Source organism: Streptomyces sp. NPDC005303, from assembly GCF_040607335.1.
Lineage (GTDB): Bacteria > Actinomycetota > Actinomycetes > Streptomycetales > Streptomycetaceae > Streptomyces.
The window spans coordinates 519,769-544,344 of the sequence record NZ_JBEXGM010000001.1 but is presented as its reverse complement, the minus strand read 5'-3'; the positions used below and the strand labels follow the sequence as shown (position 1 = coordinate 544,344).

General features: G+C 70.6%; 26 protein-coding genes. 13 read left to right on the top strand and 13 right to left on the bottom strand.

Features of this window, described 5'->3' with window-relative positions:
• Positions 1-207 precede the first annotated feature (207 nt).
• Complete coding sequence (locus ABZT93_RS02580; protein WP_356097707.1) at positions 208-879, bottom strand: PH domain-containing protein; 672 nt, start codon at positions 877-879, stop codon at positions 208-210.
• 110 nt (positions 880-989) lie between these two features.
• Here ABZT93_RS02580 and deoC point away from each other — a divergent pair, with 110 nt between their 5' ends.
• From deoC to ABZT93_RS02565, 3 genes are read left to right on the top strand one after another with little or no spacing between them, the layout of a single operon-like run.
• The gene (deoC, locus tag ABZT93_RS02575; RefSeq protein WP_356098444.1) at positions 990-1,949 is read left to right on the top strand and encodes a deoxyribose-phosphate aldolase; all 960 of its coding nucleotides are present in this window, start codon (positions 990-992) and stop codon (positions 1,947-1,949) included.
• Positions 1,950-1,954: 5 nt separating this feature from the next.
• The gene (locus tag ABZT93_RS02570) at positions 1,955-3,418 is read left to right on the top strand and encodes an aldehyde dehydrogenase family protein (RefSeq protein ID WP_356097705.1); all 1,464 of its coding nucleotides are present in this window, start codon (positions 1,955-1,957) and stop codon (positions 3,416-3,418) included.
• Entirely contained in the window at positions 3,411-4,313 is a 903-nt protein-coding gene (locus ABZT93_RS02565; RefSeq protein WP_356097702.1) for an aldehyde dehydrogenase family protein, read from the top strand. The genes ABZT93_RS02570 and ABZT93_RS02565 overlap by 8 nt, the downstream gene beginning before the upstream one ends.
• Before the next feature lie 140 nt (positions 4,314-4,453).
• On the opposite strand, the gene ABZT93_RS02560 is transcribed toward ABZT93_RS02565, so the two are convergent.
• Positions 4,454-4,849 (bottom strand): hypothetical protein, encoded by a 396-nt coding sequence (locus tag ABZT93_RS02560; protein WP_356097699.1) that lies wholly within the window; start codon positions 4,847-4,849, stop codon positions 4,454-4,456.
• A 60-nt stretch (positions 4,850-4,909) separates the two neighbouring features.
• On the opposite strand from ABZT93_RS02560, the gene ABZT93_RS02555 reads away from it, so the two are divergent.
• The gene (locus ABZT93_RS02555) at positions 4,910-5,614 is read left to right on the top strand and encodes a uridine kinase (protein ID WP_356097696.1); all 705 of its coding nucleotides are present in this window, start codon (positions 4,910-4,912) and stop codon (positions 5,612-5,614) included.
• 181 nt (positions 5,615-5,795) lie between these two features.
• Here the strand turns inward: ABZT93_RS02555 and ABZT93_RS02550 are convergent, their stop codons facing one another.
• Positions 5,796-6,533 carry a SigE family RNA polymerase sigma factor gene (locus ABZT93_RS02550; protein WP_356097694.1) on the bottom strand — a complete coding sequence of 246 codons (738 nt, stop codon included), beginning with the start codon at positions 6,531-6,533 and terminating at the stop codon, positions 5,796-5,798.
• A 229-nt stretch (positions 6,534-6,762) separates the two neighbouring features.
• Here ABZT93_RS02550 and afsQ1 point away from each other — a divergent pair, with 229 nt between their 5' ends.
• From afsQ1 to ABZT93_RS02525, 5 genes are all read left to right on the top strand, one after another.
• Positions 6,763-7,440, top strand: a complete 678-nt coding sequence (afsQ1, locus tag ABZT93_RS02545) for a two-component system response regulator AfsQ1 (RefSeq protein ID WP_020118753.1) — start codon at positions 6,763-6,765, stop codon at positions 7,438-7,440.
• On the top strand, positions 7,437-9,014 hold the full coding sequence (locus tag ABZT93_RS02540) for a HAMP domain-containing sensor histidine kinase (protein WP_356097691.1): 1,578 nt from the start codon (positions 7,437-7,439) through the stop codon (positions 9,012-9,014). The genes afsQ1 and ABZT93_RS02540 overlap by 4 nt, the downstream gene beginning before the upstream one ends.
• 62 nt (positions 9,015-9,076) lie before the next feature.
• On the top strand, positions 9,077-9,664 hold the full coding sequence (locus tag ABZT93_RS02535) for a hypothetical protein (RefSeq protein ID WP_356098441.1): 588 nt from the start codon (positions 9,077-9,079) through the stop codon (positions 9,662-9,664).
• Positions 9,665-9,757: 93 nt separating this feature from the next.
• On the top strand, positions 9,758-10,309 hold the full coding sequence (locus ABZT93_RS02530) for a VanZ family protein (protein WP_356097688.1): 552 nt from the start codon (positions 9,758-9,760) through the stop codon (positions 10,307-10,309).
• Positions 10,310-10,402: 93 nt separating this feature from the next.
• Positions 10,403-10,603, top strand: coding sequence for a PspC domain-containing protein (locus ABZT93_RS02525; RefSeq protein WP_007384301.1), 201 nt, complete (start codon positions 10,403-10,405; stop codon positions 10,601-10,603).
• A gap of 79 nt (positions 10,604-10,682) precedes the next feature.
• Here the strand turns inward: ABZT93_RS02525 and ABZT93_RS02520 are convergent, their stop codons facing one another.
• Positions 10,683-11,045, bottom strand: coding sequence for an ATP-binding protein (locus ABZT93_RS02520; RefSeq protein WP_356097685.1), 363 nt, complete (start codon positions 11,043-11,045; stop codon positions 10,683-10,685).
• Between the two features lie 137 nt (positions 11,046-11,182).
• Positions 11,183-12,346, bottom strand: a complete 1,164-nt coding sequence (locus tag ABZT93_RS02515; RefSeq protein WP_356097682.1) for an adenosine deaminase — start codon at positions 12,344-12,346, stop codon at positions 11,183-11,185.
• Between the two features lie 113 nt (positions 12,347-12,459).
• Between ABZT93_RS02515 and ABZT93_RS02510 the strand changes: the two genes are divergently transcribed.
• The gene (locus ABZT93_RS02510) at positions 12,460-13,215 is read left to right on the top strand and encodes an alpha/beta hydrolase (protein ID WP_356097679.1); all 756 of its coding nucleotides are present in this window, start codon (positions 12,460-12,462) and stop codon (positions 13,213-13,215) included.
• Between the two features lies 1 nt (position 13,216).
• Here the strand turns inward: ABZT93_RS02510 and ABZT93_RS02505 are convergent, their stop codons facing one another.
• On the bottom strand, positions 13,217-14,167 hold the full coding sequence (locus tag ABZT93_RS02505) for a LysR family transcriptional regulator (protein ID WP_356097676.1): 951 nt from the start codon (positions 14,165-14,167) through the stop codon (positions 13,217-13,219).
• 63 nt (positions 14,168-14,230) lie between these two features.
• Between ABZT93_RS02505 and ABZT93_RS02500 the strand changes: the two genes are divergently transcribed.
• Positions 14,231-15,499, top strand: coding sequence for an MFS transporter (locus tag ABZT93_RS02500; protein WP_356097673.1), 1,269 nt, complete (start codon positions 14,231-14,233; stop codon positions 15,497-15,499).
• 190 nt (positions 15,500-15,689) lie between these two features.
• Positions 15,690-16,706, top strand: coding sequence for a sigma-70 family RNA polymerase sigma factor (locus ABZT93_RS02495; RefSeq protein ID WP_356097672.1), 1,017 nt, complete (start codon positions 15,690-15,692; stop codon positions 16,704-16,706).
• Here ABZT93_RS02495 and ABZT93_RS02490 read toward each other — a convergent pair.
• Positions 16,590-16,976 (bottom strand): STAS domain-containing protein, encoded by a 387-nt coding sequence (locus ABZT93_RS02490; protein ID WP_356098438.1) that lies wholly within the window; start codon positions 16,974-16,976, stop codon positions 16,590-16,592. The two genes, ABZT93_RS02495 and ABZT93_RS02490, sit on opposite strands and share 117 nt — an antisense overlap.
• A 133-nt stretch (positions 16,977-17,109) precedes the next feature.
• Between ABZT93_RS02490 and ABZT93_RS02485 the strand changes: the two genes are divergently transcribed.
• Positions 17,110-18,033, top strand: coding sequence for an AEC family transporter (locus ABZT93_RS02485; RefSeq protein ID WP_356097669.1), 924 nt, complete (start codon positions 17,110-17,112; stop codon positions 18,031-18,033).
• 1 nt (position 18,034) lies between these two features.
• On the opposite strand, the gene ABZT93_RS02480 is transcribed toward ABZT93_RS02485, so the two are convergent.
• The 6 genes from ABZT93_RS02480 to ABZT93_RS02455 form a co-directional block, all read right to left on the bottom strand.
• Positions 18,035-18,619, bottom strand: a complete 585-nt coding sequence (locus ABZT93_RS02480; protein ID WP_356097666.1) for a Uma2 family endonuclease — start codon at positions 18,617-18,619, stop codon at positions 18,035-18,037.
• Between the two features lie 95 nt (positions 18,620-18,714).
• Positions 18,715-19,992: a thymidine phosphorylase gene (locus ABZT93_RS02475; protein WP_356098435.1), complete on the bottom strand. Its 1,278-nt coding sequence runs from the start codon at positions 19,990-19,992 to the stop codon at positions 18,715-18,717.
• A gap of 27 nt (positions 19,993-20,019) precedes the next feature.
• On the bottom strand, positions 20,020-20,421 hold the full coding sequence (locus tag ABZT93_RS02470; protein ID WP_356097663.1) for a cytidine deaminase: 402 nt from the start codon (positions 20,419-20,421) through the stop codon (positions 20,020-20,022).
• Complete coding sequence (locus ABZT93_RS02465; RefSeq protein WP_356097660.1) at positions 20,418-21,701, bottom strand: ABC transporter permease; 1,284 nt, start codon at positions 21,699-21,701, stop codon at positions 20,418-20,420. The genes ABZT93_RS02470 and ABZT93_RS02465 overlap by 4 nt, the downstream gene beginning before the upstream one ends.
• The gene (locus ABZT93_RS02460; protein WP_356097657.1) at positions 21,701-22,828 is read right to left on the bottom strand and encodes an ABC transporter permease; all 1,128 of its coding nucleotides are present in this window, start codon (positions 22,826-22,828) and stop codon (positions 21,701-21,703) included. The genes ABZT93_RS02465 and ABZT93_RS02460 overlap by 1 nt, the downstream gene beginning before the upstream one ends.
• The gene (locus ABZT93_RS02455) at positions 22,825-24,429 is read right to left on the bottom strand and encodes an ABC transporter ATP-binding protein (protein ID WP_356098433.1); all 1,605 of its coding nucleotides are present in this window, start codon (positions 24,427-24,429) and stop codon (positions 22,825-22,827) included. The genes ABZT93_RS02460 and ABZT93_RS02455 overlap by 4 nt, the downstream gene beginning before the upstream one ends.
• Positions 24,430-24,576: the final 147 nt, after the last annotated feature.

Genomic DNA, 24,576 nt, shown 5'->3' with positions numbered 1-24,576 from the left:
CGCCGTTACCGCGCGCTCGCGGTGACGGCGGCGGTGCTGGGCTCGGCGTACTGGGGCGCGGGCATGGCACTGGTGTGGACGGGTCCCGCCGCAGCACCCCTTCGAGGTCCCCTGCAGCGCCCTCAGGGGCGCGGGGAACTGCGCGACCAGCCCTCACTCACGGCGCGGCAGACGCCACGCAACACCCGCGTGGCGCCCCGGAGCGCGTTACCCCACCGCCGCCAGGATCGTCAGCAGCACCGCGCCGGCCACCGCCGGGCCCACGATCTCGTACGCCCACCGCACGGAAACCTCGCCCTGGGAGGCCTTCGCCTGCCCCCGGGCCTCCTGCATCTCGCGCAGTTCGTCCATGATCTTGTCGGTCTCGGCCCGGGTGGGTCCCTCCGTGACGGGCGTACGCCCGCCGAAGCCGTCCACCTGCATTCCGCCGCCGAACAGGCCGAGGCCCCGGCCGGAACCGCGGGCGTCGGACGGCCGGGCCGCCTGCCGGGCCGTCTGCCGTGCCGCCTTCTTGCGACCGCGCAGGGAGACCGGGATCGCCCACAACTGGTACTTGCCGCCGGGCTTGACGAACAGCTCGTTCGAGTAGCCGGAGCGGAACATCTCCACCTCGCCCCACGGCACCACGATCACGCGGAAGGGGTTGCGGATGCGCAGCCGGTCCTCGTTCGCGAAGACGGCCGGTCGCAGGGTGAACGCGATCACCAGCGGCACGACGAGGATCAGGACGGCGAGGGCGAGCCACGGTGTGCGGCCGGTGCCGGAGACGACGGCGTCGATGCCGAGCCAGCCGATGATGACGAGGAGCAGGCAACCGCCGACCAGCGCCATGGGTGAGCGGTAGGTGCGGTCCCTGGACTCGGGGGGTGCGGTCGTCATGAGGCCGATCCTAAGCGCCGTCCGGCTTCGCGACCGTGTCCGGGTGCCCTCAGAAACCGCTGCCCGGGGTGTACAGCCGCTACGCGCGTAGATATGCTCGTCTGGTGACCATGCCCACCACTGCATCAGCCGCACACCCGCTCACGGACGTGACCGCGTCCGACAGCACGCTGCGCCGGTTCCTTCACGGGCTGCCCGGCGTGGACGCGGTCGGCCTGGAGGCGCGTGCCGCCTCACTCGGTACGCGTTCCATCAAGACGACCGCGAAGGCGTACGCCATCGACCTCGCCATCTCGATGGTCGACCTCACGACGCTGGAAGGCGCGGACACCCCGGGCAAGGTCCGGGCGCTCGGCGCCAAGGCGGTCCGCCCCGACCCGACCGACCGGACGACCCCCGCCGCGGCCGCGGTCTGCGTCTATCCCGACATGGTGGCCGTCGCCAAGGAGGCCGTCGCCGGTTCCGGCGTGAAGGTCGCCTCGGTGGCCACCGCCTTCCCGGCCGGCCGCGCCGCCCTCGACGTGAAGCTGGCCGACGTGCGCGACGCCGTGGCCGCCGGTGCCGACGAGGTCGACATGGTCATCGACCGCGGGGCGTTCCTCGCGGGCCGGTACATGAAGGTGTACGACGAGATCGTCGCCGTGCGCGAGGTCTGCGGTACGGCCGCCCGGCTCAAGGTCATCTTCGAGACCGGCGAGCTGTCGACGTACGACAACATCCGCCGCGCGAGCTGGCTCGGCATGCTGGCGGGCGCGGACTTCATCAAGACGTCCACCGGCAAGGTCGCGGTCAACGCCACCCCTGCGAACACCCTGCTCATGCTGGAGGCGGTGCGTGACTTCCGTGCGCAGACCGGCGTCCAGGTGGGCGTGAAGCCGGCCGGCGGCATCCGTACGACCAAGGACGCGATCAAGTTTCTCGTACTGGTCAACGAGACCGTCGGCGAGGACTGGCTGGACAACCACTGGTTCCGCTTCGGCGCCTCCTCGCTCCTGAACGACCTGCTGATGCAGCGTCAGAAGCTGGCCACCGGCCGCTACTCCGGCCCCGACTACGTGACGGTGGACTGATCACCATGGCTTCCGTTTTTGAGTACGCCCCGGCGCCCGAGTCCCGCTCGGTCGTCGACATCGCCCCCTCCTACGGCCTGTTCATCGACGGCGAGTTCGTGGAGGCGGCCGACGGCAAGGTCTTCAAGACCGTCTCGCCGTCCACCGAGGAGGTCCTCTCCGAGGTCGCCCAGGCCGGTTCCGAGGACGTCGACCGCGCGGTGAAGGCCGCCCGCAGGGCCTTCGAGAAGTGGTCGGCGCTGCCCGGGTCGGAGCGCGCCAAGTACCTGTTCCGCATCGCCCGGATCATCCAGGAGCGCAGCCGCGAGCTCGCCGTCCTGGAGACGCTGGACAACGGCAAGCCCATCAAGGAGACCCGCGACGCCGACCTCCCCCTGGTCGCCGCGCACTTCTTCTACTACGCGGGCTGGGCCGACAAGCTGGAGCACGCCGGGTTCGGCCGGAGGACGACAAATGGGCACAGCGGCGCTTCCCCGAAGCCCCTCGGCGTGGCCGGCCAGGTCATCCCGTGGAACTTCCCCCTCCTGATGCTGGCGTGGAAGATCGCACCCGCCCTCGCCACCGGCAACACGGTGGTGTTGAAGCCCGCCGAGACCACCCCGCTGTCGGCGTTGTTCTTCGCGGACGTCTGCCGCCAGGCCGGCCTGCCCAGGGGTGTCGTCAACATCCTTCCGGGCTACGGCGACACGGGCGCCGCGCTCGTCGCGCACCCGGACGTCAACAAGGTGGCCTTCACCGGCTCGACGGCCGTCGGCAAGGAGATCGCGCGCACGGTCGCCGGTACCCGCAAGAAGCTCACGCTCGAACTGGGCGGCAAGGGCGCCAACATCGTCTTCGACGACGCCCCCATCGACCAGGCCGTCGAGGGGATCGTCAACGGCATCTTCTTCAACCAGGGCCAGGTCTGCTGCGCGGGCTCCCGGCTGCTGGTCCAGGAGTCGATCCAGGACGAGCTGCTGGACTCGCTCAAGCGCCGGCTGTCCACCCTGCGTCTCGGCGACCCGCTGGACAAGAACACCGACATCGGCGCGATCAACTCCGCCGAGCAGCTCTCGCGGATCACCTCGCTCGTCGAGAAGGGCGCGGCCGAGGGCGCCGAGCCCTGGTCCCCGGAGTGCGAACTCCCCTCCTCCGGCTACTGGTTCGCCCCGACGCTCTTCACGAACGTCACCCAGGCGCACACCATCGCCCGCGACGAGATCTTCGGCCCGGTCCTGTCGGTCCTCACCTTCCGCACTCCGGACGAGGCCGTCGCCAAGGCCAACAACACCCAGTACGGCCTCTCGGCGGGCATCTGGACCGAGAAGGGTTCGCGGATCCTGGCCGTCGCCAACAAGCTGCGGGCCGGGGTCGTCTGGTCCAACACGTTCAACAAGTTCGACCCGACGTCGCCGTTCGGCGGTTACAAGGAGTCGGGCTTCGGCCGCGAGGGCGGTCGCCACGGCCTGGAGGCGTACCTCGATGTCTGAGAAGTCCGAGCAGCAGCGTCTGTCTGTCTTCAAGACCTACAAGCTGTACGTCGGCGGGAAGTTCCCGCGTTCCGAGAGCGGCCGGGTGTACGAGGTGACGGACTCGAAGGGCAAGTGGCTGGCGAACGCGCCGCAGTCGAGCCGCAAGGACGCCCGTGACGCGGTCGTGGCCGCGCGCAAGGCGTTCGGCGGCTGGTCCGGCGCGACGGCGTACAACCGCGGCCAGATCCTCTACCGCGTCGCGGAGATGCTGGAGGGCCGCAGGGCGCAGTTCGTCCACGAGGTGGCCGACGCCGAGGGCCTGTCCAAGTCGAAGGCGGCCGAGCAGGTCGAGGCGACGATCGACCGCTGGGTCTGGTACGCGGGCTGGACCGACAAGATCGCCCAGGTGGTCGGCGGCGGCAACCCGGTGGCGGGCCCGTACTTCAACCTGTCCTCGCCCGAGCCGACGGGTGTGGTGGCCGTGCTGGCCCCGCAGGAGTCGTCGTTCCTGGGCCTGGTCTCGGTGCTGGCCCCGGTGATCGCGACCGGCAACACCGCTGTCGTGGTGGCGAGCGAGGAGTCCCCGCTCCCGGCGCTGTCGCTCGGCGAGGTCCTGGCCACCTCCGACGTCCCCGGAGGCGTGGTCAACGTCCTCTCCGGCCGCACGGCGGAGATCGCGACCCCCCTCGCCTCCCACCAGGACGTCAACGCGATCGACCTGGCGGGCGCGGACGAGGTCCTCGCCAAGGAGCTGGAGATCGCGGCCGCGGACAACCTGAAGCGGGTCCTGCGTCCACAGCCTGTGGACGACTGGACGGCCACTCCGGGCATCGACCGCCTGACGGCGTTCCTGGAGACGAAGACGGTCTGGCACCCGACGGGGTCGCTGGGCGCGTCGGGCTCCGCGTACTGACGTCAGCCCCCCACTTCGGGCGAGTCGCGCCTCCCCTCCGTCCGGGAGAGGCGCGACTCGTCGACGAGGACGTGATCCACATGCCGGTCACCCGGCTCGGCCGAACCGCCTGACCGGACCCGGGAGCCGCGGCCGCATCGTCAGCCGTTGAACACCCCCGCCGTCTGCCCCACCACCGGCATGCTCCCGACCGACTGCGCCTGCGCGACCGGCCGGGTCAACGCCTGTGAGGTCAGCGGCTTGAAGTCCGCCACTTGGGTTCCCACCCCGTTGTCCAGCGGGTCCACCCCCGTCCCCGCCAGCGGGTTCGGCTTGAGGCCGGCGATCGGGCCGGTGGCGTAGCCGACCGTGCCGGTGAGGGAACGAATCCCGGCCTGGGGGTCGACGTTGCCGAGCGAGGCGGGCCGGGTGTGCAGCACGTCGGCAACCGGCTCGGAGTCCGCGGCGGCCGCCCCGGCGCCTGCGCCGAGTGCGACGCCCGCGGTCGCGAGGGCGGTGAGCGTGCGCTGGACTGTCGGGTTCGCGTGTCGGGCCATCGTTTCTGCCACCTTTTCCGTGCACTGGGTAAGCGTGTCGACACGAAGGGTAGTTGAGGTGTGACGCGCGCTTCAAAGCCAACCCGCGGGGTCGATGAACGGCAGGTGAATGCCTCACACTGGTGTCCCGTGAGTTCCCAACCGCCCATACCGACGCGAGTCGTGCTGCTCTGCGGCCCCTCCGGCTCCGGCAAGTCCCTTCTCTCGGCCCGGTCCGGTCTTCCGGTCCTCAGGCTCGACGACTTCTACAAGGAGGGCGACGACCCGACACTGCCGCTGGTGGCGGGGAGCTCCGACATCGACTGGGACCACCCTCTTTCGTGGGACGCGGACACCGCGGTGGCGGCGATCGTCGACCTGTGCCACACGGGCCGTACGAAGATCCCGGTCTACGACATCTCGCTGAGCGCCCGCACCGGCGAGGAGGCGGTCGAGATGGGCCGGCCCCCGCTGTTCATCGCGGAGGGCATCTTCGCCGCCGAGATCGTCACCCGCTGCCGGGAACTCGGCGTGCTGGCCGACGCGCTGTGCCTGAGCCGGGGTCCGGTGCGCACGTTCCGCCGCCGGTTCCTGCGGGATCTGCGCGAGGGCCGCAAGTCGGTGCCGTTCCTGCTGCGCCGGGGCTGGCGGCTGATGCGCCTGGAGCGCTCGATCGTCGCCCGCCAGACCGCGCTGGGCGCCCACCGCTGCGACAAGGACGAGGCCCTCGGCCGCCTCGCCGCCGCGGCGGCGGGCCGCCGCCCGGCGGCGACTCCGGCGGCCTGAGCGGTCGGCTCATGGAGGTCCAGCACTGAGCGCACACCGAAAAGCGGGACTGGACGGACCCCCCGGCCCTCCAGTCCCGCTTCTCGGTACTTCCCCCGTGATCCCCGTTGATCCCCCCCACGGGTACCGGCCCCCCAGCCGGTACCCCTGGTCCCCCGTTCCCTTGCCATCCCCCCAACCCTCAGGCGACGAGCTCCCCGAAGGCGTTCTCCTCGTCACGGCCGAAGCTGAGGACCTCGTCCTCACGCAGGCGGCGCAGGGACCGCCAGATGCTGGACTTCACCGTGCCGACACTGATGTCGAGGATCTCCGCGATCTCCGGGTCGGTGCGGCCCTCGTAGTAACGAAGGACCAGCATCGTGCGCTGGAGTTCGGGGAGCCGGGCGAGCGCCTGCCACAGGACCGCGCGCAGTTCCGTGCCGCGCATCGCGTCCGTGTCGCCGGGCGTCTCCGGCAGTTCCTCGGTCGGGTATTCGTTCAGCTTGCGGCGGCGCCACGCGCTGATGTGCAGGTTGGTCATGGTGCGGCGGAGGTAGCCCCCGACCGCGGCCTTGTCGCTGATCCGGTCCCACGCCTTGTACGTCGAGAACAGCGCGCTCTGCAGCAGGTCCTCGGCCTCGAAGCGGTCACCGGTCAGGTGGTAGGCGGTGGCGTACAGGGAGGCGCGGCGCTCCTGGACGTAGGCGGTGAACTCCGCCTCCGACAGCGAATGCCGCTCCCCCGTGCCCTCCCTGTACGACGATCCCCCGTGCGATTCCCCCGTGCTGGTGTCAACCACCGACATGTACGCGGTGTGCTGACGCCCGGTGGGGCGAGCGCACCCCCGCCCGCTCACCACACCGGACTTCTCACTACCCGGAGTCACGTCGTGCAGCCGCGTGACCACTGCGCTGGTGCTGATGCTGTGCAGCGTGTTCATCTCGCGCCCCCGTCGTGGACTTCCGGTGTTCGGTCTGCTCGGGCGGTGTCGCCTTGCCCGATGCCGAAAAGCTTGCCCTGGCACCTTCATGGCCGTGTCCGTCGACTGTCACAGACCTGTCACAGGGGCCCGTCTCAGGAATTGCACAGCGGACCCACGGACGGGTGCCGTACGGACTGCGTGTCCCCACAGGTCGTACCGCACCCCCTCCATGGGCCAGAATGAGCCCGTGCCTTCCCTGTTGCTGATCGAGGACGACGACGCCATCCGTACGGCCCTGGAGCTGAGCCTCACGCGCCAGGGCCACCGGGTTGCCACCGCTGCCACCGGTGAGGACGGCCTCAAACTGCTGCGTGAGCAGCGGCCGGACCTGATCGTGCTGGATGTGATGCTGCCCGGCATCGACGGGTTCGAGGTGTGCCGGCGCATCCGGCGCACGGACCAGCTGCCGATCATCCTGCTGACCGCCCGCAATGACGACATCGACGTGGTCGTCGGCCTGGAGTCCGGCGCCGACGACTATGTCGTCAAGCCGATCCAGGGGCGGGTCCTGGACGCCCGGATCCGGGCGGTGCTGCGCCGCGGTGAACGCGAGTCGACCGACGCGGCGAGCTTCGGCTCCCTGGTCATCGACCGCGCGGCCATGACCGTGACGAAGAACGGCGAGGACCTCCAGCTCACCCCCACCGAGCTCAGGCTGCTGTTGGAGCTGAGCCGGCGGCCCGGCCAGGCGCTGTCCCGCCAGCAGTTGCTGCGGCTCGTGTGGGAGCACGACTACCTCGGTGACTCACGCCTGGTGGACGCCTGTGTGCAGCGGCTGCGTGCCAAGGTCGAGGACGTCCCGTCGTCCCCGACGCTGATCCGGACCGTGCGGGGCGTGGGCTACCGGCTGGACACGCCTCAGTGACCGAAGCACAAGGGGGGCTCCGCGACTGGTTCGCGGCGCGCAAGGGTGTGTGGTCACGGCTGCGTTTCACCAGCCTGCGGCTGCGTCTCGTCGTCGTGTTCGGCCTGGTGGCGCTCACCGCCGCCGTGTCCGCGTCCGGGATCGCCTACTGGCTCAACCGCGAGGCGGTGCTCACCCGCGCCCAGGACGCGGTCCTGCGGGACTTCCAGCAGGAGATGCAGAACCGCGCGGGCGCCCTGCCCGAGGACCCCACCCAGGACGAACTCCAGCAGGCGGCCGGTCAGATGGCGGGCAGCAGCCAGCGCTTCAGCGTGCTGCTGGTGTCGTCCGACGCCAAAGGCCGGACGGTGTACGGCAATTCGGGCGCCCTGGACGGCTTCACGCTCCAGGACGTACCCGTTTCGCTGCGCGAGGCGGTGAACGAGAAGCAGAAGGTCGACTCCGCCAACAAGTACGCCTACCACCTGTACTGGCAGCGGACCGTCGACCACGACACCCCGTATCTGGTCGCCGGTACGCGAGTGATCGGCGGTGGCCCGACCGGGTACATGCTCAAGTCCCTCGAACCGGAGGCCAAGGACCTCAACTCCCTCGCCTGGTCGCTGGGTATCGCCACCGGGCTGGCCCTGATCGGCTCCGCGCTGCTCGCGCAGGCCGCCGCTACGACCGTACTCAAGCCGGTGCACCGGCTGGGAGTCGCGGCCCGGCGGCTCGGCGAGGGCAAGCTGGACACCCGCCTCAGGGTGTCGGGCACCGACGAACTCGCCGATCTGTCAAGGACGTTCAACTACGCGGCCGAGGCGCTGGAGAAGCGGGTCGAGGACATGTCCGCGCGCGACGACGCGTCCCGGCGGTTCGTGGCCGACATGAGCCATGAACTGCGGACGCCGCTCACCGCGATCACCGCCGTGACGGAGATCCTGGAGGAGGAGCTGGAGGCCGAGTCCGGCTCGATGGACCCGATGATCGAACCGGCCGTGCGCCTGGTGGTCAGCGAGACCCGCAGGCTGAACGACCTCGTCGAGAACCTCATGGAGGTCACCCGCTTCGACGCGGGCACGGCCCGGCTGGTGCTGGACGACGTGGACCTGGCCGACCAGATCACCGCGTGCATCGACGCGCGGGCGTGGCTGGACGCCGTGGACCTGGACGCCGAGCGCGGCATCCACGCCCGTCTCGACCCGCGGCGCCTCGACGTGATCCTGGCCAACCTGATCGGCAACGCCCTCAAGCACGGCGGCTCCCCGGTGCGGGTCTCGGTGCGTGCCGCGGCGGACGAGGTCGTCATCGGGGTGCGTGACCACGGTCCCGGCATCCCCGAGGACGTCCTGCCGCATGTCTTCGACCGCTTCTACAAGGCCAGCGCTTCCCGCCCCCGCTCCGAGGGCAGTGGCCTCGGCCTCTCGATCGCCCTGGAGAACGCCCACATCCACGGCGGTGAGATCACCGCGGCGAACTCCCCTGACGGGGGTGCCGTCTTCACGCTGCGGCTTCCCCGGGACGCCTCGGCGCTTGCGGAACAGCTCATGGAGGCCAAGAAGGACGACAGCGGGGCAAAGAAGGGGGAGGCGTGAAGCCCACAAGGGGACGTACCCGGGGAGCCGACTCGCCGCGCGCCGGGCGGAACACACGGCGGCTGCTGGCGCTCCCCCTGCTCGGTCTGCTGGTCGCCGGGTGCGGGATCCGGCCCACCGAGGTGCCCACCGACTTCGGGCCGGCGCCCTCACGGGTGCGGTGTTCGCTGTCCGAGCCGGGCGCCGCGGAGCCGGCCTCGCACGGACTGGCCGTACAGGTGTTCCTGCTGTGCGGGTCGTCGCTGGTGGCCGTCGACCGCAGCCTCACCGTCCCGGACGGGACCGCGGACTCCGAGCGGCGGGTACTGGTCGCGCAGGGGCTCCTCGACCAGCTCGCCCAGACACCGTCGGCGGCCGAGCGGGACGCCGGGTACCAGACGTACGTGCGCGGCGGCATGACCGTCGGCGGTCCGCGTCCCAAGGACCCCGAGGACACGCTCCGGCTGAGCACCCCGCCCACCCAGCTCTCCGCCTACGCCCTCGCCCAGGTCGTGTGCACGTTCTCCGACTCGGCCGCGGCCGAGGGCGACGGCTCCGTCATCCTCGGCGGCCCCACGACCACGCCCCCGCGCCGCTACGACTGCACGGACGAGGTCCGTACCCGGCCGGGCAGCCGGCAACCCCCGTCGACCGAGGTGACGGGCGGCTGACGCGGGGCCGGCCACCACATGTGGCGCAGACCTCACCCAGGTACCTCGTGGTGTTCCGGAACCGATCGTGCCGAGCGGGGCGTCTTGGGGGTCGTGCAGCGTCAAGGCTTCGTCGGCGGCAATGCCGCCCTTCGCGTCCGTGTGGCAGGAGGTGCCCTCCTGGTCGCACACCTCGCGTTCGTCGCCTGGTTCACGCTGCGTCCGCTGGACGTGCCCTGGGTCGTCCCCGCCAATCTGCACCCGTTCGCCGGCATCCGTGCCGATCTGGCCCTCGGCGGGCAGGTGGCGGCCCGCCGGATCGGCGAGGGGTTCGCGCTGCTGGCCCCGCTCGGCTTCCTGCTCCCGATGGTGCACGGCCGCCTGTGGGCGTCCCCCGTGGGTTCCCTGATCCGCACCTGTGCCGCGGGCGCGCTGATCTCCCTGGGCATAGAGCTGCTCCAGACCGGTGTCCCCGGCCAGGTCGTCGACATCGACTCCCTGTTCCTGAACACCGCGGGCGTCGCCCTCGCGCACCTCGTCCTCGTGCCGCCGGTACGCCACGCGCTCCGCCGCAGGACCGAGCGGCGCCGGCTCACCGCCGTCCGCCAGGAGGAGCCGGCTCAGGGTAGGACCCCGACGATTCCCAGGGTCGGGGTCGCACCGTAGGGCGACGTTTTGTGCCGTTCGTCTCCGTAGCGTTGAAGACAGCTGGAACGGGTCACCCGGACCCGACCACCCGACGCTCACGAAGGAGCCGCAATGTCCCGCCTCGCCCGCCCCACCGACGGCCGCATGATCGGCGGAGTGTGTGCCGCGCTGGCACGGCGCTTCGGCACCTCCGCGACCACGATGCGCGTGATCTTCCTGGTGTCCTGTCTGCTGCCGGGTCCGCAGTTCCTGCTCTACATAGCGCTGTGGATCCTGTTCCCCTCGGAGGACAAGGCGCAGACCGCCTGGTGACACCCCTGCGCGTACGCCGGTGGGGCGCACCCCGTGATCTCGGGTGCGCCCCACCGGCGCGTGCGAGGAACGGCGGGACTCAGCCGACCGGCAGGCCGTTGAGGCCGTTGCCGTCGCCGTTGCCGGGCAGGAGCTCGCCGATCGGCAGGCCGCCGAGGAGACCGGCGAGGGGGCTGGTGGGACCGTCGGCGAGGGCCCTCTGGACGGCGGGCTGTGCGACCGCGAGGCCGGTGCCGACCGTCGGCTGTGCCTGTGCCAGCGCTTCGCCGGCACCCGGCAGCATCTTGGTGACCTTCTCGGTGGGCAGCCCCTTGGAGACGGAGCCGAGCGCCTGGGTGGCGTCCGGGACCGCCGGAGCGGCGTTCGCGGCACCCGCGCCGGCGGCGGCGAAGGCGGCACCGAGGGCGGCGACACCGAGGGTCTTGGCAGCAGACTGCTTCATGAAATGCGTCCTCGAAACGGGGTTGCGGGATGTCAGCGGTCCATGACCGTAAACACGGGAACCCGTCCGCGGCAAACATCGAAATACGGACGGATTGTGAACGCCCTCCCGCACTCCACACCCAAGAATTCCTCCGGTCAGCCCTCCTCGACCACAGAACCGCTGGTGGAGGCGGTCTGCCGGAACAGCCATTCGGACTTCAGCTCGGCATATCCGGGCTTGATGACGTCATTGATCATCGCGAGTCGTTCGTCGAAAGGAATGAACGCTGATTTCATCGCATTGACGGAGAACCACTGCATGTCGTCGAGCGAGTAACCGAACGCTTCGACAAGGTGCTCGAATTCCCGACTCATGCTGGTCCCGGACATCAGCCGGTTGTCGGTGTTCACGGTCGCCCGGAAGTGCAGCCGTCGCAGCAGCCCGATCGGGTGCTCGGCGTACGACGAGGCGGCCCCGGTCTGCAGATTGGAGCTGGGGCACAGCTCCAGCGGGATCCGCTTGTCCCGGACGTAGGAGGCGAGCCGCCCGAGCTCAACCGTGCCGTCCTCGTGGACCTGGATGTCGTCGATGATGCGCACGCCGTGCCCGAGCCGGTCGGCGCCGCACCATTGCAGGGCCTGCCAGATGGACGGCAGCCCGAAGGCCTCGCCGGCGTGGATGGTGAAGTGGTTGTTCTCGCGCTTCAGGTACTCGAAGGCGTCGAGGTGGCGGGTGGGCGGGTAACCGGCCTCCGCGCCCGCGATGTCGAACCCGACGACGCCCAGGTCCCGGTGGCGGTTGGCGAGTTCGGCGATCTCCAGGGCACGGGCCGCGTGCCGCATGGCGGTGAGCAGGGCGCCGACGCGGATGCGGTGGCCGTTCTCCCTGGCCCGGCGTTCGCCTTCCCGGAACCCCTCGTTGACGGCCTCGACGACCTCTTCGAGGGTCAGGCCCTTCTCCAGGTGCTGCTCGGGGGCGTACCGCACCTCGGCATAGACGACGCCGTCCTCGGCGAGGTCCTCGGCACACTCGGTGGCCACCCGCACCAGTGCCTCACGGGTCTGCATGACCCCGACGGTGTGCGAGAAGGTCTCCAAGTACCGCTCCAGCGAACCGGAGTCGGCGGCCTCGCGGAACCAGTCGCCCAGCCGGTCCGCGTCGGTCTCGGGGAGCTGGGTGTACCCGGTGTCCCGGGCGAGGTCGACGACCGTGCCGGGGCGCAGCCCGCCGTCGAGGTGATCGTGCAGCAGAACCTTGGGCGCCCGGCGGATCTGGTCCGAGCTCGGGGCGTTCCCCATCCGGTCAGTCTGGCTCGTCATCCTGGCACTCTAACTCCTACGCGCGTAGAGCGCCCGCTGTACGAATCCGCCGATACGTAACGGTGACCGCCCCGCCCCGTGTCGTCCACCCGCGCTTCTGACACTGTTCTGTCATGGCACAGCAAGCGACGCCGGTGCGCAGCGCCCGACTGGGCAGGACCCTCGGCCCGGAGCCGGCGGCGGTGAGCGGGGTGGTGCTGCTCCTCCCGGGCGGCGACGAGACCTCTCTGCGCAGACCCGCCTCGATGCGACTGACCTCCCCCGTGCGGGCGTTGGGACGACGACTCGCCCGTGCGGGGCACGCCGACGGGCTCGTGGCACACCTGGTGCACTACCGCTATCGCGGCTGGAACGGCAGCGAGGCACATCTCGCGCACGACGCGACCTGGGCCGCCGACGAGGTCGTACGGCGCTATGGCGATGTTCCCGTGTCCCTGGTCGGGGTCGACATGGGGGCCCGGGCGGCGCTGCGTGCGGGCGGTCACGAGGCCGTCAACTCCGTTGTGGCCGTGGCTCCTTGGCTGCCGGAGGAGGATGTGGCGGCGACGCCCGAACCGGTCAAGCAGCTCGTGGGGCGGCGGGTGTTGATCGTGCACGGGACCAACGACGAGCAGGCGGACCCCGAGTTGTCGTTCCGGCTCGCGTCCAGGGCGAAGAAGGCGAACCGGGAGGTGTGCCGGTTCGAGGTGCACTCCGACGGGCACGGACTGCACCAGTACCGGGCCGAAGTCCAGGCCCTGACCGAGGACTTCGTGATGGGGGCGCTGTTCGGACGGGTGCTGTCGCGCCCGGTGCAGGATGCTCTTGCCGCTCCGCCGCCACTGGGGCTGCGCATGCCGCTCGCCTCCGGGTTCGGGCGTCGCCGGTAGGTCAGGGCAGCAGGTTCCCCCTTCTCGACAGCAGGAACTTCTTGAAGGCGGCCACCGGCGGGGTGTCCGGGTGGCCGTCGAGCCAGGCGACCCCGATCTCGCGGGCGGCTCGTGGCGCTGTGACCGTCAGTTCCACGACTCCCGGGCGGGGAAAGGCGGGCGGCGGCAGCAGGGCGACCCCCAGTCCCGCCGCCACCAGCCCCCGCAGCGTCTCCGCCTCCTCCCCCTCGAAGGCGATCCTCGGCTTGAAGCCGGCCTCCTGGCAGAGGTCGTCGGTGATGCGGCGTAGGCCGTAGCCGGGTTCCAGGGTGACGAAGGACTCCTCGGCGGCCTCGGCGAGGCGTACCCGCTTGCGGGCGGCGAGGGGGTGGTCGGCGGGGACCACGAGCCGCAGTTTCTGTTCGTCGAGGCGACGGGCGACGAGGTCGGGGGCGTCCGGGACCGGGGAGGTCAGGCACAGGTCCAGCTCGCCCGCGCGGAGGCGCTCGATCATCGCCTCGCCGTAGTTCTGGACCAGGCTGAAGCGGACGCGGGGGTGGTCGGCGCGGAAGGCCCGGATGAGGCCGGGGACGGTCTCGGAGCCCATGGTGTGCAGGAAGCCGAAGGCGACCTTGCCGGTGGCCGGGTCGGCGTCGGCACGGACCTCGTCGGCGGCCCGCCGGATCTCGGCGAGGGCCCGTTCGACGGAGGCGAGGAAGGTTCTGCCGGCGGGGGTGAGGGAGACGGTGCGGCCGATACGGGCGAAGAGGTCGACGCCGAGGTCCTGTTCGAGGCGGACCATGGCCCGGGACAGCGTCGACTGGGGTACGTCCATCTCCTGGGCGGCGCGGGTGACGTGCTCGGTACGGGCCACGCCGGCGAAGTACGCGAGCCGCGGCGCCAACGACATCACCATGTCTTCTGTGTCACTGGACGGTGACAGGCGCGGCTGTGACCTCTGCTGATGCTCCATGGGAACGATTATGGCGAATCCATGCATTGGACGGATGAGCAAAGTCGTACGTAACTTCGAGGCATGCCTGCCAGTACCGAGGCGTCCACCCGCGTGGACGCCGCACTCCCCGCCTCTGCCGCCGTCGACTCCCGTCTCACCCCGGGCGGTCCCGGCTACCGCCGGATGAGCTTCGCCCTCTTCCTCGCCGGCGTCGCGACCTTCGCGCTGCTGTACTCCACGCAGGCCCTTCTCCCGCTGATCTCGGGCGAGTTCGGGGTCGCGGCGAGCGAGGCGAGCTGGACGGTGGCGGCGGCGACCGGCGGACTGGCGCTGTTCGTGCTGCCGATGAGCGCCCTCTCCGAGCGCTTCGGACGCCGTACGGTCATGACGGCCTCGCTGGCGGTCGCGGTGACCGTCGGGATCCTCGTCCCCTTCGCGCCCTCGCTGACCGCGCTGGTCGTGCTGCGGGCGGTGCAGGGTGCGGCGCTGGCCGGGCTGCCCGCCTCCGCGACGGCGTATCTCGCCGAGGAGGTCCGCCCGAAGGCGCTGGTCACGGCGATCGGCCTGTTCGTCGCCGGCAACAGCGTCGGCGGGATGAGCGGCCGGGTCATCACCGGCTGGGTCGCGCAGGAGTGGGGCTGGCGGGTGGCCGTGGGGGTCATCGGCGCGATCGCGGTGGCCTGTGCCGTGGCCTTCCGCCTGCTGCTCCCGGCGCCGAAGCACTTCGTGGCGGGCTCGCTGCGGCCGCGCGTGCTGCTCGGCACGGTCCGTGGACACCTGGCCGACCCGCTGCTGCGCCGCCTCTACGCCATCGGCGCCCTGTTCATGACGGTCTTCGGCGGCGTCTACACGGTGATCGGCTACCGGCTGACCGAGGCGCCCTTCTCACTGCCCCAGGGCATCGTCGGATCGATCTTCCTGGTCTACCTGGTGGGCACGGTGTCCGCGTCGACGGCGGGCCGCCTTGTCGGCCGCCTGGGCCGCAGGGGCGCGCTGTACGCGGCGGGCGGTACGACGGCGGCGGGCCTGGTCCTGTCCCTCTCGGACTCGCTCCCCCTGGTCCTGCTGGGCCTGGTCCTGATCACCGGCGGCTTCTTCGCGGGCCACGCGGTGGCGTCCTCGGCGGTCAGCAAGACGGCCACCCACGGCCGCGCCCAGGCCTCGGCCCTGTACCAGTCCGCCTACTACATCGGCTCCAGCGCGGGCAGCACGGTCGGCGCGCTCGCCTTCCACGCGGGCGGCTGGGCCGGGACGGTCGGGGTCGGACTGCTGGCGGTGCTCGGCGTGGTGTCGATCACCGTCCTCGGAACACGTGCGGCCCGGGCCCAGCAGCGGCTCGCGACGGCCTGAGCCGCACGTTCTGCCTCCCCCCGGTCGAGGTCGGTCGACCGGGGGGATCGGTTTGTCCGGAGGGGTTGCTGCACACAGCCCCCCACCTGGGTGTTCGTTCGCTCCAGGGGCCGTTGTCAGTGGGCTGCGGTAGTTTCCGAGTACTGGGCGCAAAGGCGCGACACAGCACGGCCACAGGGGTGGGTGGACGATGACGGACACTACGGCCACGACGACGGACCTCGACGTCAGGCTCGAGAAGCACCGCACGGAGCTGACGGGGTACTGCTACCGCATGCTCGGCTCCTCCTTCGAGGCCGAGGACGCGGTGCAGGACACGATGGTGCGGGCCTGGCGGAGCTACGAGAAGTTCGAGGGCCGTTCCAGCCTCCGCTCCTGGCTCTACCGCATCGCGACGAACGTCTGCCTGGACATGCTGACGGCGGGCAACAAGCGCGCCCGCCCCATGGACCTCACTGAGTCGACCCCCCTCTCCCAGGCCGCCCTCTCCCCCCGCCCCGACCACACCTGGCTGGAGCCGATGCCGGACAACCGCATCCTGCCCACGGTCGAGGACCCGGCGGAGGCCGCGGTCGCCAAGGAGACCGTGCGGCTCGCCTTCATGGCCGCCCTCCAGCAACTGCCGCCCAAGCAGCGCGCGGTGCTGATCCTGCGCGAGGTGCTGGCCTGGAAGGCGAGCGAGGTCGCCGAACTGCTCGACACCTCCGTCGCCTCGGTCAACAGCGCCCTCCAGCGGGCCCGCGCCACCCTCGCCGAGCGGGAGGAGCACGGCGCCGACGCGGCCGTGTCCGACCCGCTGGACGAGGAGCAGCAGAAACTCCTGGACCGCTATGTGAAGGCGTTCGAGGGGTATGACATGACGGCGCTGACGGCGCTCCTCCACGAGGACGCCATCATGACGATGCCGCCGTTCGACCTGTGGCTGACGGGCCACGACGACATCACGGGCTTCATGACGACCCTGGGCTCGGCCTGCGAGGGCTCCCGTCTGGTGCCGGTGCAGGTCAATGGCCTGCCGGGGTTCGCCCAGTACAAGCCGGACCCGGAGAAGGGCGGTCACAGCCCGTGGGCGGTCCAGGTGCTGGAGATCTCAGACGGCCGGCTCACCGGGTTCCACTTCTTCCTCGACACCCAGCGCTGGTTCCCTCTGTTCGGCCTGCCCCTCCACCTCGAAGCGGAGGCCGACGAGGTCAAGGAGGGCGTGTAGCCCGGGGTCCGGGTCGCGCAGTCTGATCCGGCCCCCGGCTCGCCGGGCCGCGAGCTGGAGCCGGGCGAGCAGGTCGACGGTGCCGAGGCCCGGCGGCCCGAGCCCGGCGACATCGCACACCACGACCCCGGCCCGGGTCGTCCGCAACAGCGCCCGGACCTCGTCGCTCAGCCCCGTCACCTCGTCCCGGGTGACGGGGCCGGCCAGCACGAGTACAGCGGGTGTCATGGCGTCCACGATCGGTAGACCCGGCGGGCGGGCACAACTCATCGGCCGACGCCCCGACAGCGCGGGCAGGATCACGTTGACCTGGGTGCCTTCTGCCCCCGAGGGTTACCTGTATGCGCCACCCATCAGCACCTCCCTGGATACGCCACGCCCTCCTCACCCCTGAGGAGTCCCCGTGCAGGGAGTGCTGACCGGCTTCGCGGTGATCGCGGTGGTCATCGGGGTCGGCTATCTCATCGGTCTGCGCGGTTACCTCGGTGAGCAGGGCCGGGAGGTGCTGACCAAGCTCGCCTTCCATGTCGCCTCCCCCGCCCTGCTGTTCACCACGCTGGCCCGGGCCGACCTGTCGGTGATCTTCTCCAGCCGCCTGCTGGTGACCGCGCTCAGCACGGCAGCGGCAGCGGGCGTCTTCGTGGCGGTGGGGGTCGTACGCGGCTGGGGACTGGGCCGTACGACGATCGGCGCGCTGTGCTCGTCCTACGTCAACTCCGGCAACCTCGGCATCCCGATCGCGGTGTACGTCCTGGGCGACGCCTCGCTGGTGGCGCCGGTGCTGCTGTTCCAGTTGGTGGGGGTGACGCCGGTCGCGCTGACGGTGCTGGACCTGGCGTCGGGCGAAGGGGAGAAGGGCCCGCTGTGGCGGAGGCTGCTGACCCCGCTCCGCAATCCGATCGCGGTGGGCTCGCTGGCCGGGGTGGCGGTCTCGGCGGCCGGTCTGAAGGTCCCGGCCCCCGTCATGGACCCCTTGACCCTGATCGGCGGCATGTCGGTCCCGGCCGTCCTCCTCGCCTTCGGCATCTCCCTGTGCGGCAGCACGATGCCCGGCCGGGGCCCGGACCGGCAGCTCGTCCTGCTCTCGGTCGCGCTGAAGTCGGTGGGGCAGCCGGCGGCGGCGTGGGTGCTGGCGGCCGGCGTCTTCGGCCTCCACGGAGCCCAACTCCTCGACGTGGTGGTCACGTCGGCCCTCCCGGCCGCGCAGAACCTGTACACCTACGCGTCGACCTACGGCGTGGGCGAGCGACTGGCCCGGGACTCGATCCTGGTGTCGACGGTGCTGTCGGTGCCGGTGCTGGTGGTCGTGGCGGCGCTGTTGGGGTGAGTCACGTCTCGGGGAACTCGCCGGTGTCGATGACGAGGTCGAAGGGCGCGGGGAGGGTGAGCAGCTCACCGAACTTGGCGACGGCCAGAGGACGGTAGACGTCTCCCTGGGGCTCTCCGTAGAGGGTCGCGGTGGGGCCTTCGGGGGCCCAGCGGTCGACGAGGAGGTAAAGGGGGATGCCGGCGGAGGCGTACGCGGCCGGTTTGCTCACACGGTCGTGACGGGCGTTCTTCCTGGAGGTGACCTCGACGACGAGCTCGGCGACGGCAGCCGGCAGATAGAAGTCCGCCTCTGTGCACTCCTGGACGGGCGCGACGAGGATGTCCGGGATGAGCATGCCCAGCCGCGACGGGATGGCGATGGCCTGGGTCTGGAAGATCTCCCAATCCTCAGGGATCACCGAGTACAGGCGACGCTGGATGCGGGCCGCAATCACGTTGTGGCGAGACGCGGGAGCAGGTGACACGGTGATGATCCCCTCAATGATCTCCACCTTGCTGCCCTCAGGCCATTCCATCTCGTCCCAGAGCTGGACGAGGTCGTCCCAGCTCTGCCCGGGATCGTGGCCCACGGTGAGTGCGCTCATGGCGGTCTCCTATCGGTGCGTCACCGATCCCAGCATGCCGAACGGGACCGGTGGCGGTCCACCGATCCCGTTCACCCGAATGAGGAACATCCAGGTCAGGCAATACGTTCCAGCACCACCGGCGAAGCCGTGAACGCCGTTCCGGCCGCCTCGATGTCGTAGGAGCCCTGCACCGCCTCCAACGCGTACTCGAAGCGTTCCGGGGTGTCCGTGTGCAGGGTCAGCAGGGGCTGGCCCTCGGTGACCGTGTCGCCGGGCTTGGCGTGGAGTTCCACGCCCGCGCCCGCCTGCACCGGGTCCTCCTTGCGGGCACGCCCCGCGCCGAGGCGCCAGGCGGCGACACCGATGCCGTAGGCGTCGAGGCGGGTCAGGACGCCGGAGGACGGCGCCTTGATGACGTGCTGCTCGCGCGCCACCGGCAGCTCCGCGTCCGGGTCGCCGCCCTGGGCCGCGATCATCCGGCGCCACACGTCCATCGCGGAGCCGTCCGCCAGCGCCTTCGCCGGGTCGGCGTCACGGATGCCGGCCGCGGCCAGCATCTCGTGGGCCAGGGCGATCGTGAGTTCCACGACGTCCGAGGGGCCGCCGCCCGCCAGGACCTCCACCGACTCGCGGACTTCGAGGGCGTTGCCTGCCGTGAGGCCCAGCGGGGTCGACATGTCCGTCAGGAGCGCGACGGTCCTGACGCCGTGGTCGGTGCCCAGGCCCACCATCGTGGACGCCAGTTCCCGCGCGTCCTCGATGGTCTTCATGAAGGCGCCGGTGCCGACCTTGACGTCGAGCACGAGCGAGCCCGTGCCCTCCGCGATCTTCTTCGACATGATCGACGAGGCGATCAGCGGGATCGCCTCGACCGTGCCGGTGACGTCACGCAGGGCGTACAGCTTCTTGTCGGCGGGAGCCAGGCCGTCGCCCGCCGCGCAGATCACCGCGCCGGTGGTGTCGAGAACGTTCAGCATCTCCTCGTTCGACAGCAGGGCGCGCCAGCCGGGGATCGACTCCAGCTTGTCGAGCGTGCCGCCGGTGTGGCCGAGGCCGCGGCCCGAGAGCTGGGGCACGGCCGCGCCGCAGGCCGCCACCAGGGGCGCCAGCGGGAGCGTGATCTTGTCGCCGACGCCGCCCGTGGAGTGCTTGTCCGCCGTCGGGCGGGACAGGGACGAGAAGTCCATGCGCTCGCCGGAGGCGATCATCGCGGCCGTCCAGCGGGCGATCTCGCCGCGGTTCATGCCGTTGAGCAGGATCGCCATCGCGAGCGCGGACATCTGCTCGTCGGCGACCTCCCCGCGGGTGTACGCGTCGATGACCCAGTCGATCTGCTCGTCGCTGAGTTCACCGCGGTCCCGCTTGGTGCGGATGACGGAGATGGCGTCCATGGCCATGCAGGGCTTTCCTTCCGGGAATTACTTGGTGAGATGGTCCGGCCCGAAGGCCTGCGGAAGCATCTCGGACAGCGGCAGGATGCCCGCCGGGGTCTCCAGGAGCAGGTCCGGCCCGCCGAACTCGTAGAGCAGCTGGCGACAGCGGCCGCACGGGACGAGCACCGCGCCCTTGCCGTCCACGCACGTGAAGTGCGTGAGTCGGCCGCCCCCCGTGTTGTGCAGCTCCGAGACCAGACCGCACTCGGCGCACAGGCCGAGGCCGTAGGAGGCGTTCTCGACGTTGCAGCCGGTGATCGTACGGCCGTCGTCGACCAGGGCGGCGACGCCGACCGGGTAGCCGGAGTAGGGGGCGTACGCCCGGGACATGGCGTCCCGGGCGGCCGACCTGAGAGCGTCCCAGTCGATGACGGCGGGGGATGTCACTTGCCCTGGCCCTTCCGGTAGCGCATGCCGTCCGCCTTGGGCATCCGCAGGCGCTGCGCGGACAGCGACAGCACCAGCAGCGTGACGACGTACGGCGTGGCGCCCACGAAGTCGCTCGGTACCTCGTCCGTGACCAGGTACCAGACCAGGACGCCCGCGGCCACCAGGAGGCTGATGCCGCCCTGCCAGTGTGCCTTCTTGTACAGCTTCCAGCCCGCCATCGCCAGGAGCAGCACGAACAGCAGGAGCAGCAGCGCGTGGACGGTCTCGCCGCCGTTGCGCAGTTGGAGGGCGTCGGAGTAGCCGAACAGGCCCGCGCCCATGGCGAGGCCGCCCGGACGCCAGTTGCCGAAGATCATCGCGGCGAGACCGATGTAACCGCGTCCGCCGGTCTGGCCCTCCAGGTAGCTGTGCGAGGTGACCAGCGCGAGGAAGGCGCCACCGAGGCCGGCGAGGCCGCCGGAGACGGCCACGGCGATGTACTTGTACTTGTAGACGTTGACGCCGAGGGACTCGGCGGCGATCGGGTTCTCGCCGCAGGAGCGCAGGCGCAGGCCGAACGGGGTGCGCCACAGCAGCCACCAGCTGCCGATGAACAGCACGGCCGCGAAAACCGTCACCACCGACAGGTTGGTGAACAGGCCGCCGAGGATGCCGGCGATGTCCGAGATCAGGAACCAGTGGTGGTTCTCGATGGAGTGCAGCCCGCTGGACAGGCCCGGGACGTCGAAGCTGGGCAGCGAGTCCACGGGCGGGGACTGCTTGGGGTTGCCGCCCGCGTCCGCCGCCTTGCCGTCCACGAAGAAGAGCTTGGCGAGGTACTGGGTGGTGCCGAGCGCGAGCAGGTTGATCGCGACACCGGAGACGATGTGGTCGACGCCGAAGGTGACGGTCGCGACCGCGTGCAGCAGGCCGCCGAGGACGCCGAAGGCGACACCGCACAGCAGGCCGAGCCAGGGGCTGGACTGCCAGCCGATCCAGCCGGCGGCGAAGGTGCCGAGGATCATCATGCCTTCGAGGCCGATGTTGACCACCCCGGAGCGCTCGGACCACAGACCGGCGAGACCCGCGAGGCCGATCGGCACGGCGAGGCTGAGCGCGGCGGAGACCTGGCCGTCGGAGGTGAGCTGGTCGGAGCCGGAGATGACGCGGACGGCAGCGACGAGCAGCAGCGCACCGGCGACGATCATGAGGATCTGGCCGAGCGAGCGGCCCGACCGGGTGGCGGTGTCCGCCTTGGGTGCCGCGGGGGGCGGCGTGTCGGTCATCGTGGCAGTCATCACGCCACCTCCTGCTTCTGGGTCGGGGCTGCGGCCTGGGCGGCGAGCTCGGCGCCGACACGCTGCTGCTGGCGCTTGAGTCCGTAACGGCGTACGAGCTCGTAGGCGATGACGACGCACAGGACGATGACGCCCTGGATCACGCCGAGGATCTCCTTGTCGTAGCCCTCGAACTCCAGGTGGTTGGTGGTGCGCTCCAGGAAGCCCCAGAGCAGGGCGCCCAGCGCGATGCCGACCGGGTTGTTGCGGCCGAGCAGGGCGATGGCGATACCGGTGAAGCCGATGCCCACGGGGAAGTCGTTGCTGAACTGGTGGCTGTCGTTGAGGAGGGTCGGCATGCCGATCAGACCGGCGATCGCGCCGGAGATGAGCATGCTGGTCGCGATCATCTTCTTCACGGACACACCGCTCGCGGCGGCGGCGCTCTCGGACTGGCCGACGGTGCGCAGGTCGAAGCCGAACCGGGTGCGGCCGAGCACGAACCAGTACGCGACGCCGACGAGCACGGCGATCACGATGAAGCCCCACAGCTCGCCCGCGGCGCCGGTGTCGATCTGGAAGAAGTACGACGACTCCGGCAGCGGCTTGGTGGAGACGACCGTGCCGCCTGCCTGGAGCTCGGCGAGCTTTCCGGGCTGGAGGAGGTAGGCGATGATCGCGGTGGCGATCGCGTTGAGCATGATCGTCGAGATGACCTCGCTGACGCCGCGGGTCACCTTCAGCACGCCCGCGATGCCCGCCCACACGGCGCCGGTACCCATGGCGCACAGGATGATCAGCGGGATGGAGATCCAGCCCGGCGTGGTCAGCGCGCCGCCGAGGACCGCGGCGAAGAACGCGGCGATGCGGTACTGGCCGTCGACGCCGATGTTGAACAGGTTCATCCGGAAGCCGATGGCCACCGAGACGCCCGCCAGGTAGTACGTCGTCGCCTTGTTGAGGATGTAGACCTGGCTGTCGCTGGCGGAGCCGTAGGTCAGCATGTCGCTGAAGGCGGCGCCCGGGTTCTTGCCGGTGGCCAGGATCACCAGGGTGGTGACGACGAGCGCGGCGACGACCGCGAGCAGCGGGGCCGCGATGCCGAGGAGCAGCCGCTCCTTGTCGATGCGTTGGGTCAGCTTGTTCATCGGGAGTCGTCCTCGTCGTCCTCGGCGGAGACCGCTGCGGAGTCCCCTGCGGAGCCTTCTGCGTGCTCCAGGTGGCCGGTGGCCGCACCGGTCATGGCGGAGCCCAGCTCCTCGGGGGTGATGGTGGCGGGGTCGGCGTCGGCGACCAGTCGGCCGCGGTACATCACCCGCAGGGTGTCGGACAGGCCGATGAGCTCGTCCAGGTCGGCGGAGATCAGCAGCACGGCCAGGCCCTCGCGGCGGGCCTCGCGGATGTGGTCCCAGATCGCGGCCTGCGCGCCGACGTCCACACCGCGGGTGGGGTGGGCGGCGATGAGCAGCTTGGGCGCGTGGCTCATCTCGCGGCCGACGATCAGCTTCTGCTGGTTGCCGCCGGACAGCGAGGCGGCGGTGACGTCGATGCCGGGGGTGCGGACGTCGTACGCCTGGATGATGCGCTCGGTGTCGGTGCGGGCGCCCTTGATGTCGAGGAGCTGGCCGCGGGAGTTGGGCTTCTCGGTGACATGGCCGAGGATGCGGTTCTCCCACAGCGGGGCCTCGAGGAGCAGACCGTGGCGGTGCCGGTCCTCGGGGATGTAGCCGACGCCGGACTCGCGGCGGTGGCGGGTGGGGACGTGGGAGATGTCGGTGCCGTCGAGGGTGACCGTGCCCGAGTCGGGGGTGCGGATGCCCATGATGGCCTCGACCAGCTCGGACTGGCCGTTGCCCTCCACGCCGGCGATGCCGAGGACTTCGCCCTTGTGGATGGTGAAGGAGATGTCGTCGAGGATGATCCGCTCGACGCCGTCGAGGTCGGTCTGGGCGAGCCGCAGGCCGTCCAGCTTGAGCAGCGCCACGTCGGTGACCGTGGACTCCTCGGTCTCCGGGGTGGGCAGTTCGCTGCCGACCATCAGCTCGGCGAGCTGCTTGGAGGTGGTGCCGGCGGGCTCGACGGTGCCGACGGTGGTGCCGCGGCGGATGACGGTGATCTCGTCGGCAACCGAGAGGACTTCGCCGAGCTTGTGGGAGATGAAGATGACGGTGAGGCCCTCGGCCTTGAGCTCGCGCAGGTTGTCGAAGAGGGCGTCGACCTCCTGGGGCACGAGGACGGCGGTGGGCTCGTCGAGGATCAGGGTCTTGGCGCCGCGGTAGAGGACCTTGAGGATCTCCACGCGCTGGCGGTCGGCGACGCCGAGCTCCTCCAGGAGGACGTCGGGGCGGACGTTCAGGTTGTACGCGTCGGAGATCTCCCTGATCTTCGCGCGGGCCTTGGCGCCGATGCCGTACAGCTTCTCCGCGCCCAGGACGACGTTCTCCAGGACGGTGAGGTTGTCGGCGAGCATGAAGTGCTGGTGCACCATGCCGATGCCGCGGGCGATGGCGTCGGCGGGGGTGTGGAAGGTGACCGTCTCGCCGCCCACCGTGATGGTGCCCTCGTCCGGCTGCTGCATGCCGTAGAGGATCTTCATCAGGGTGGACTTGCCGGCACCGTTCTCACCGCACAGGGCGTGCACGGTGCCCGTGCGGACGGTGATGTCGATGTCCTTGTTGGCGACGACGCCTGGGAATCGCTTGGTGATGCCGCGCAGTTCGACGGCAGCGGGAGGGCTGGACGCGTTGATGGCGCACTCTCCTGGGGGAAAGGGGCTGCGTAGGGGAGGGCAGGCGTCGGCGACGCTAGCGCGGCAACTCCGCGCTACACGCGTAGAGTTGACACATTGTTATGGCTCGACGAGGGGGTTGTCGAGGCCCCCTCGTCGAGCCCGGGT

What these genes read in the sequence shown, in the direction of transcription:
- ABZT93_RS02580 (WP_356097707.1), bottom strand. Translation starts at nt 879, where the DNA reads ATGACGACCGCACCCCCCGAGTCCAGGGACCGCACCTACCGCTCACCC.
- deoC (WP_356098444.1), top strand. Translation starts at nt 990, where the DNA reads ATGCCCACCACTGCATCAGCCGCACACCCGCTCACGGACGTGACCGCG.
- ABZT93_RS02570 (WP_356097705.1), top strand. Translation starts at nt 1,955, where the DNA reads ATGGCTTCCGTTTTTGAGTACGCCCCGGCGCCCGAGTCCCGCTCGGTC.
- ABZT93_RS02565 (WP_356097702.1), top strand. Translation starts at nt 3,411, where the DNA reads ATGTCTGAGAAGTCCGAGCAGCAGCGTCTGTCTGTCTTCAAGACCTAC.
- ABZT93_RS02560 (WP_356097699.1), bottom strand. Translation starts at nt 4,849, where the DNA reads ATGGCCCGACACGCGAACCCGACAGTCCAGCGCACGCTCACCGCCCTC.
- ABZT93_RS02550 (WP_356097694.1), bottom strand. Translation starts at nt 6,533, where the DNA reads ATGAACACGCTGCACAGCATCAGCACCAGCGCAGTGGTCACGCGGCTG.
- ABZT93_RS02525 (WP_007384301.1), top strand. Translation starts at nt 10,403, where the DNA reads ATGTCCCGCCTCGCCCGCCCCACCGACGGCCGCATGATCGGCGGAGTG.
- ABZT93_RS02520 (WP_356097685.1), bottom strand. Translation starts at nt 11,045, where the DNA reads ATGAAGCAGTCTGCTGCCAAGACCCTCGGTGTCGCCGCCCTCGGTGCC.
- ABZT93_RS02515 (WP_356097682.1), bottom strand. Translation starts at nt 12,346, where the DNA reads ATGACGAGCCAGACTGACCGGATGGGGAACGCCCCGAGCTCGGACCAG.
- ABZT93_RS02510 (WP_356097679.1), top strand. Translation starts at nt 12,460, where the DNA reads ATGGCACAGCAAGCGACGCCGGTGCGCAGCGCCCGACTGGGCAGGACC.
- ABZT93_RS02505 (WP_356097676.1), bottom strand. Translation starts at nt 14,167, where the DNA reads ATGGAGCATCAGCAGAGGTCACAGCCGCGCCTGTCACCGTCCAGTGAC.
- ABZT93_RS02500 (WP_356097673.1), top strand. Translation starts at nt 14,231, where the DNA reads ATGCCTGCCAGTACCGAGGCGTCCACCCGCGTGGACGCCGCACTCCCC.
- ABZT93_RS02495 (WP_356097672.1), top strand. Translation starts at nt 15,690, where the DNA reads ATGACGGACACTACGGCCACGACGACGGACCTCGACGTCAGGCTCGAG.
- ABZT93_RS02490 (WP_356098438.1), bottom strand. Translation starts at nt 16,976, where the DNA reads ATGAGTTGTGCCCGCCCGCCGGGTCTACCGATCGTGGACGCCATGACA.
- ABZT93_RS02480 (WP_356097666.1), bottom strand. Translation starts at nt 18,619, where the DNA reads ATGAGCGCACTCACCGTGGGCCACGATCCCGGGCAGAGCTGGGACGAC.
- ABZT93_RS02475 (WP_356098435.1), bottom strand. Translation starts at nt 19,992, where the DNA reads ATGGACGCCATCTCCGTCATCCGCACCAAGCGGGACCGCGGTGAACTC.
- ABZT93_RS02465 (WP_356097660.1), bottom strand. Translation starts at nt 21,701, where the DNA reads ATGACTGCCACGATGACCGACACGCCGCCCCCCGCGGCACCCAAGGCG.
- ABZT93_RS02460 (WP_356097657.1), bottom strand. Translation starts at nt 22,828, where the DNA reads ATGAACAAGCTGACCCAACGCATCGACAAGGAGCGGCTGCTCCTCGGC.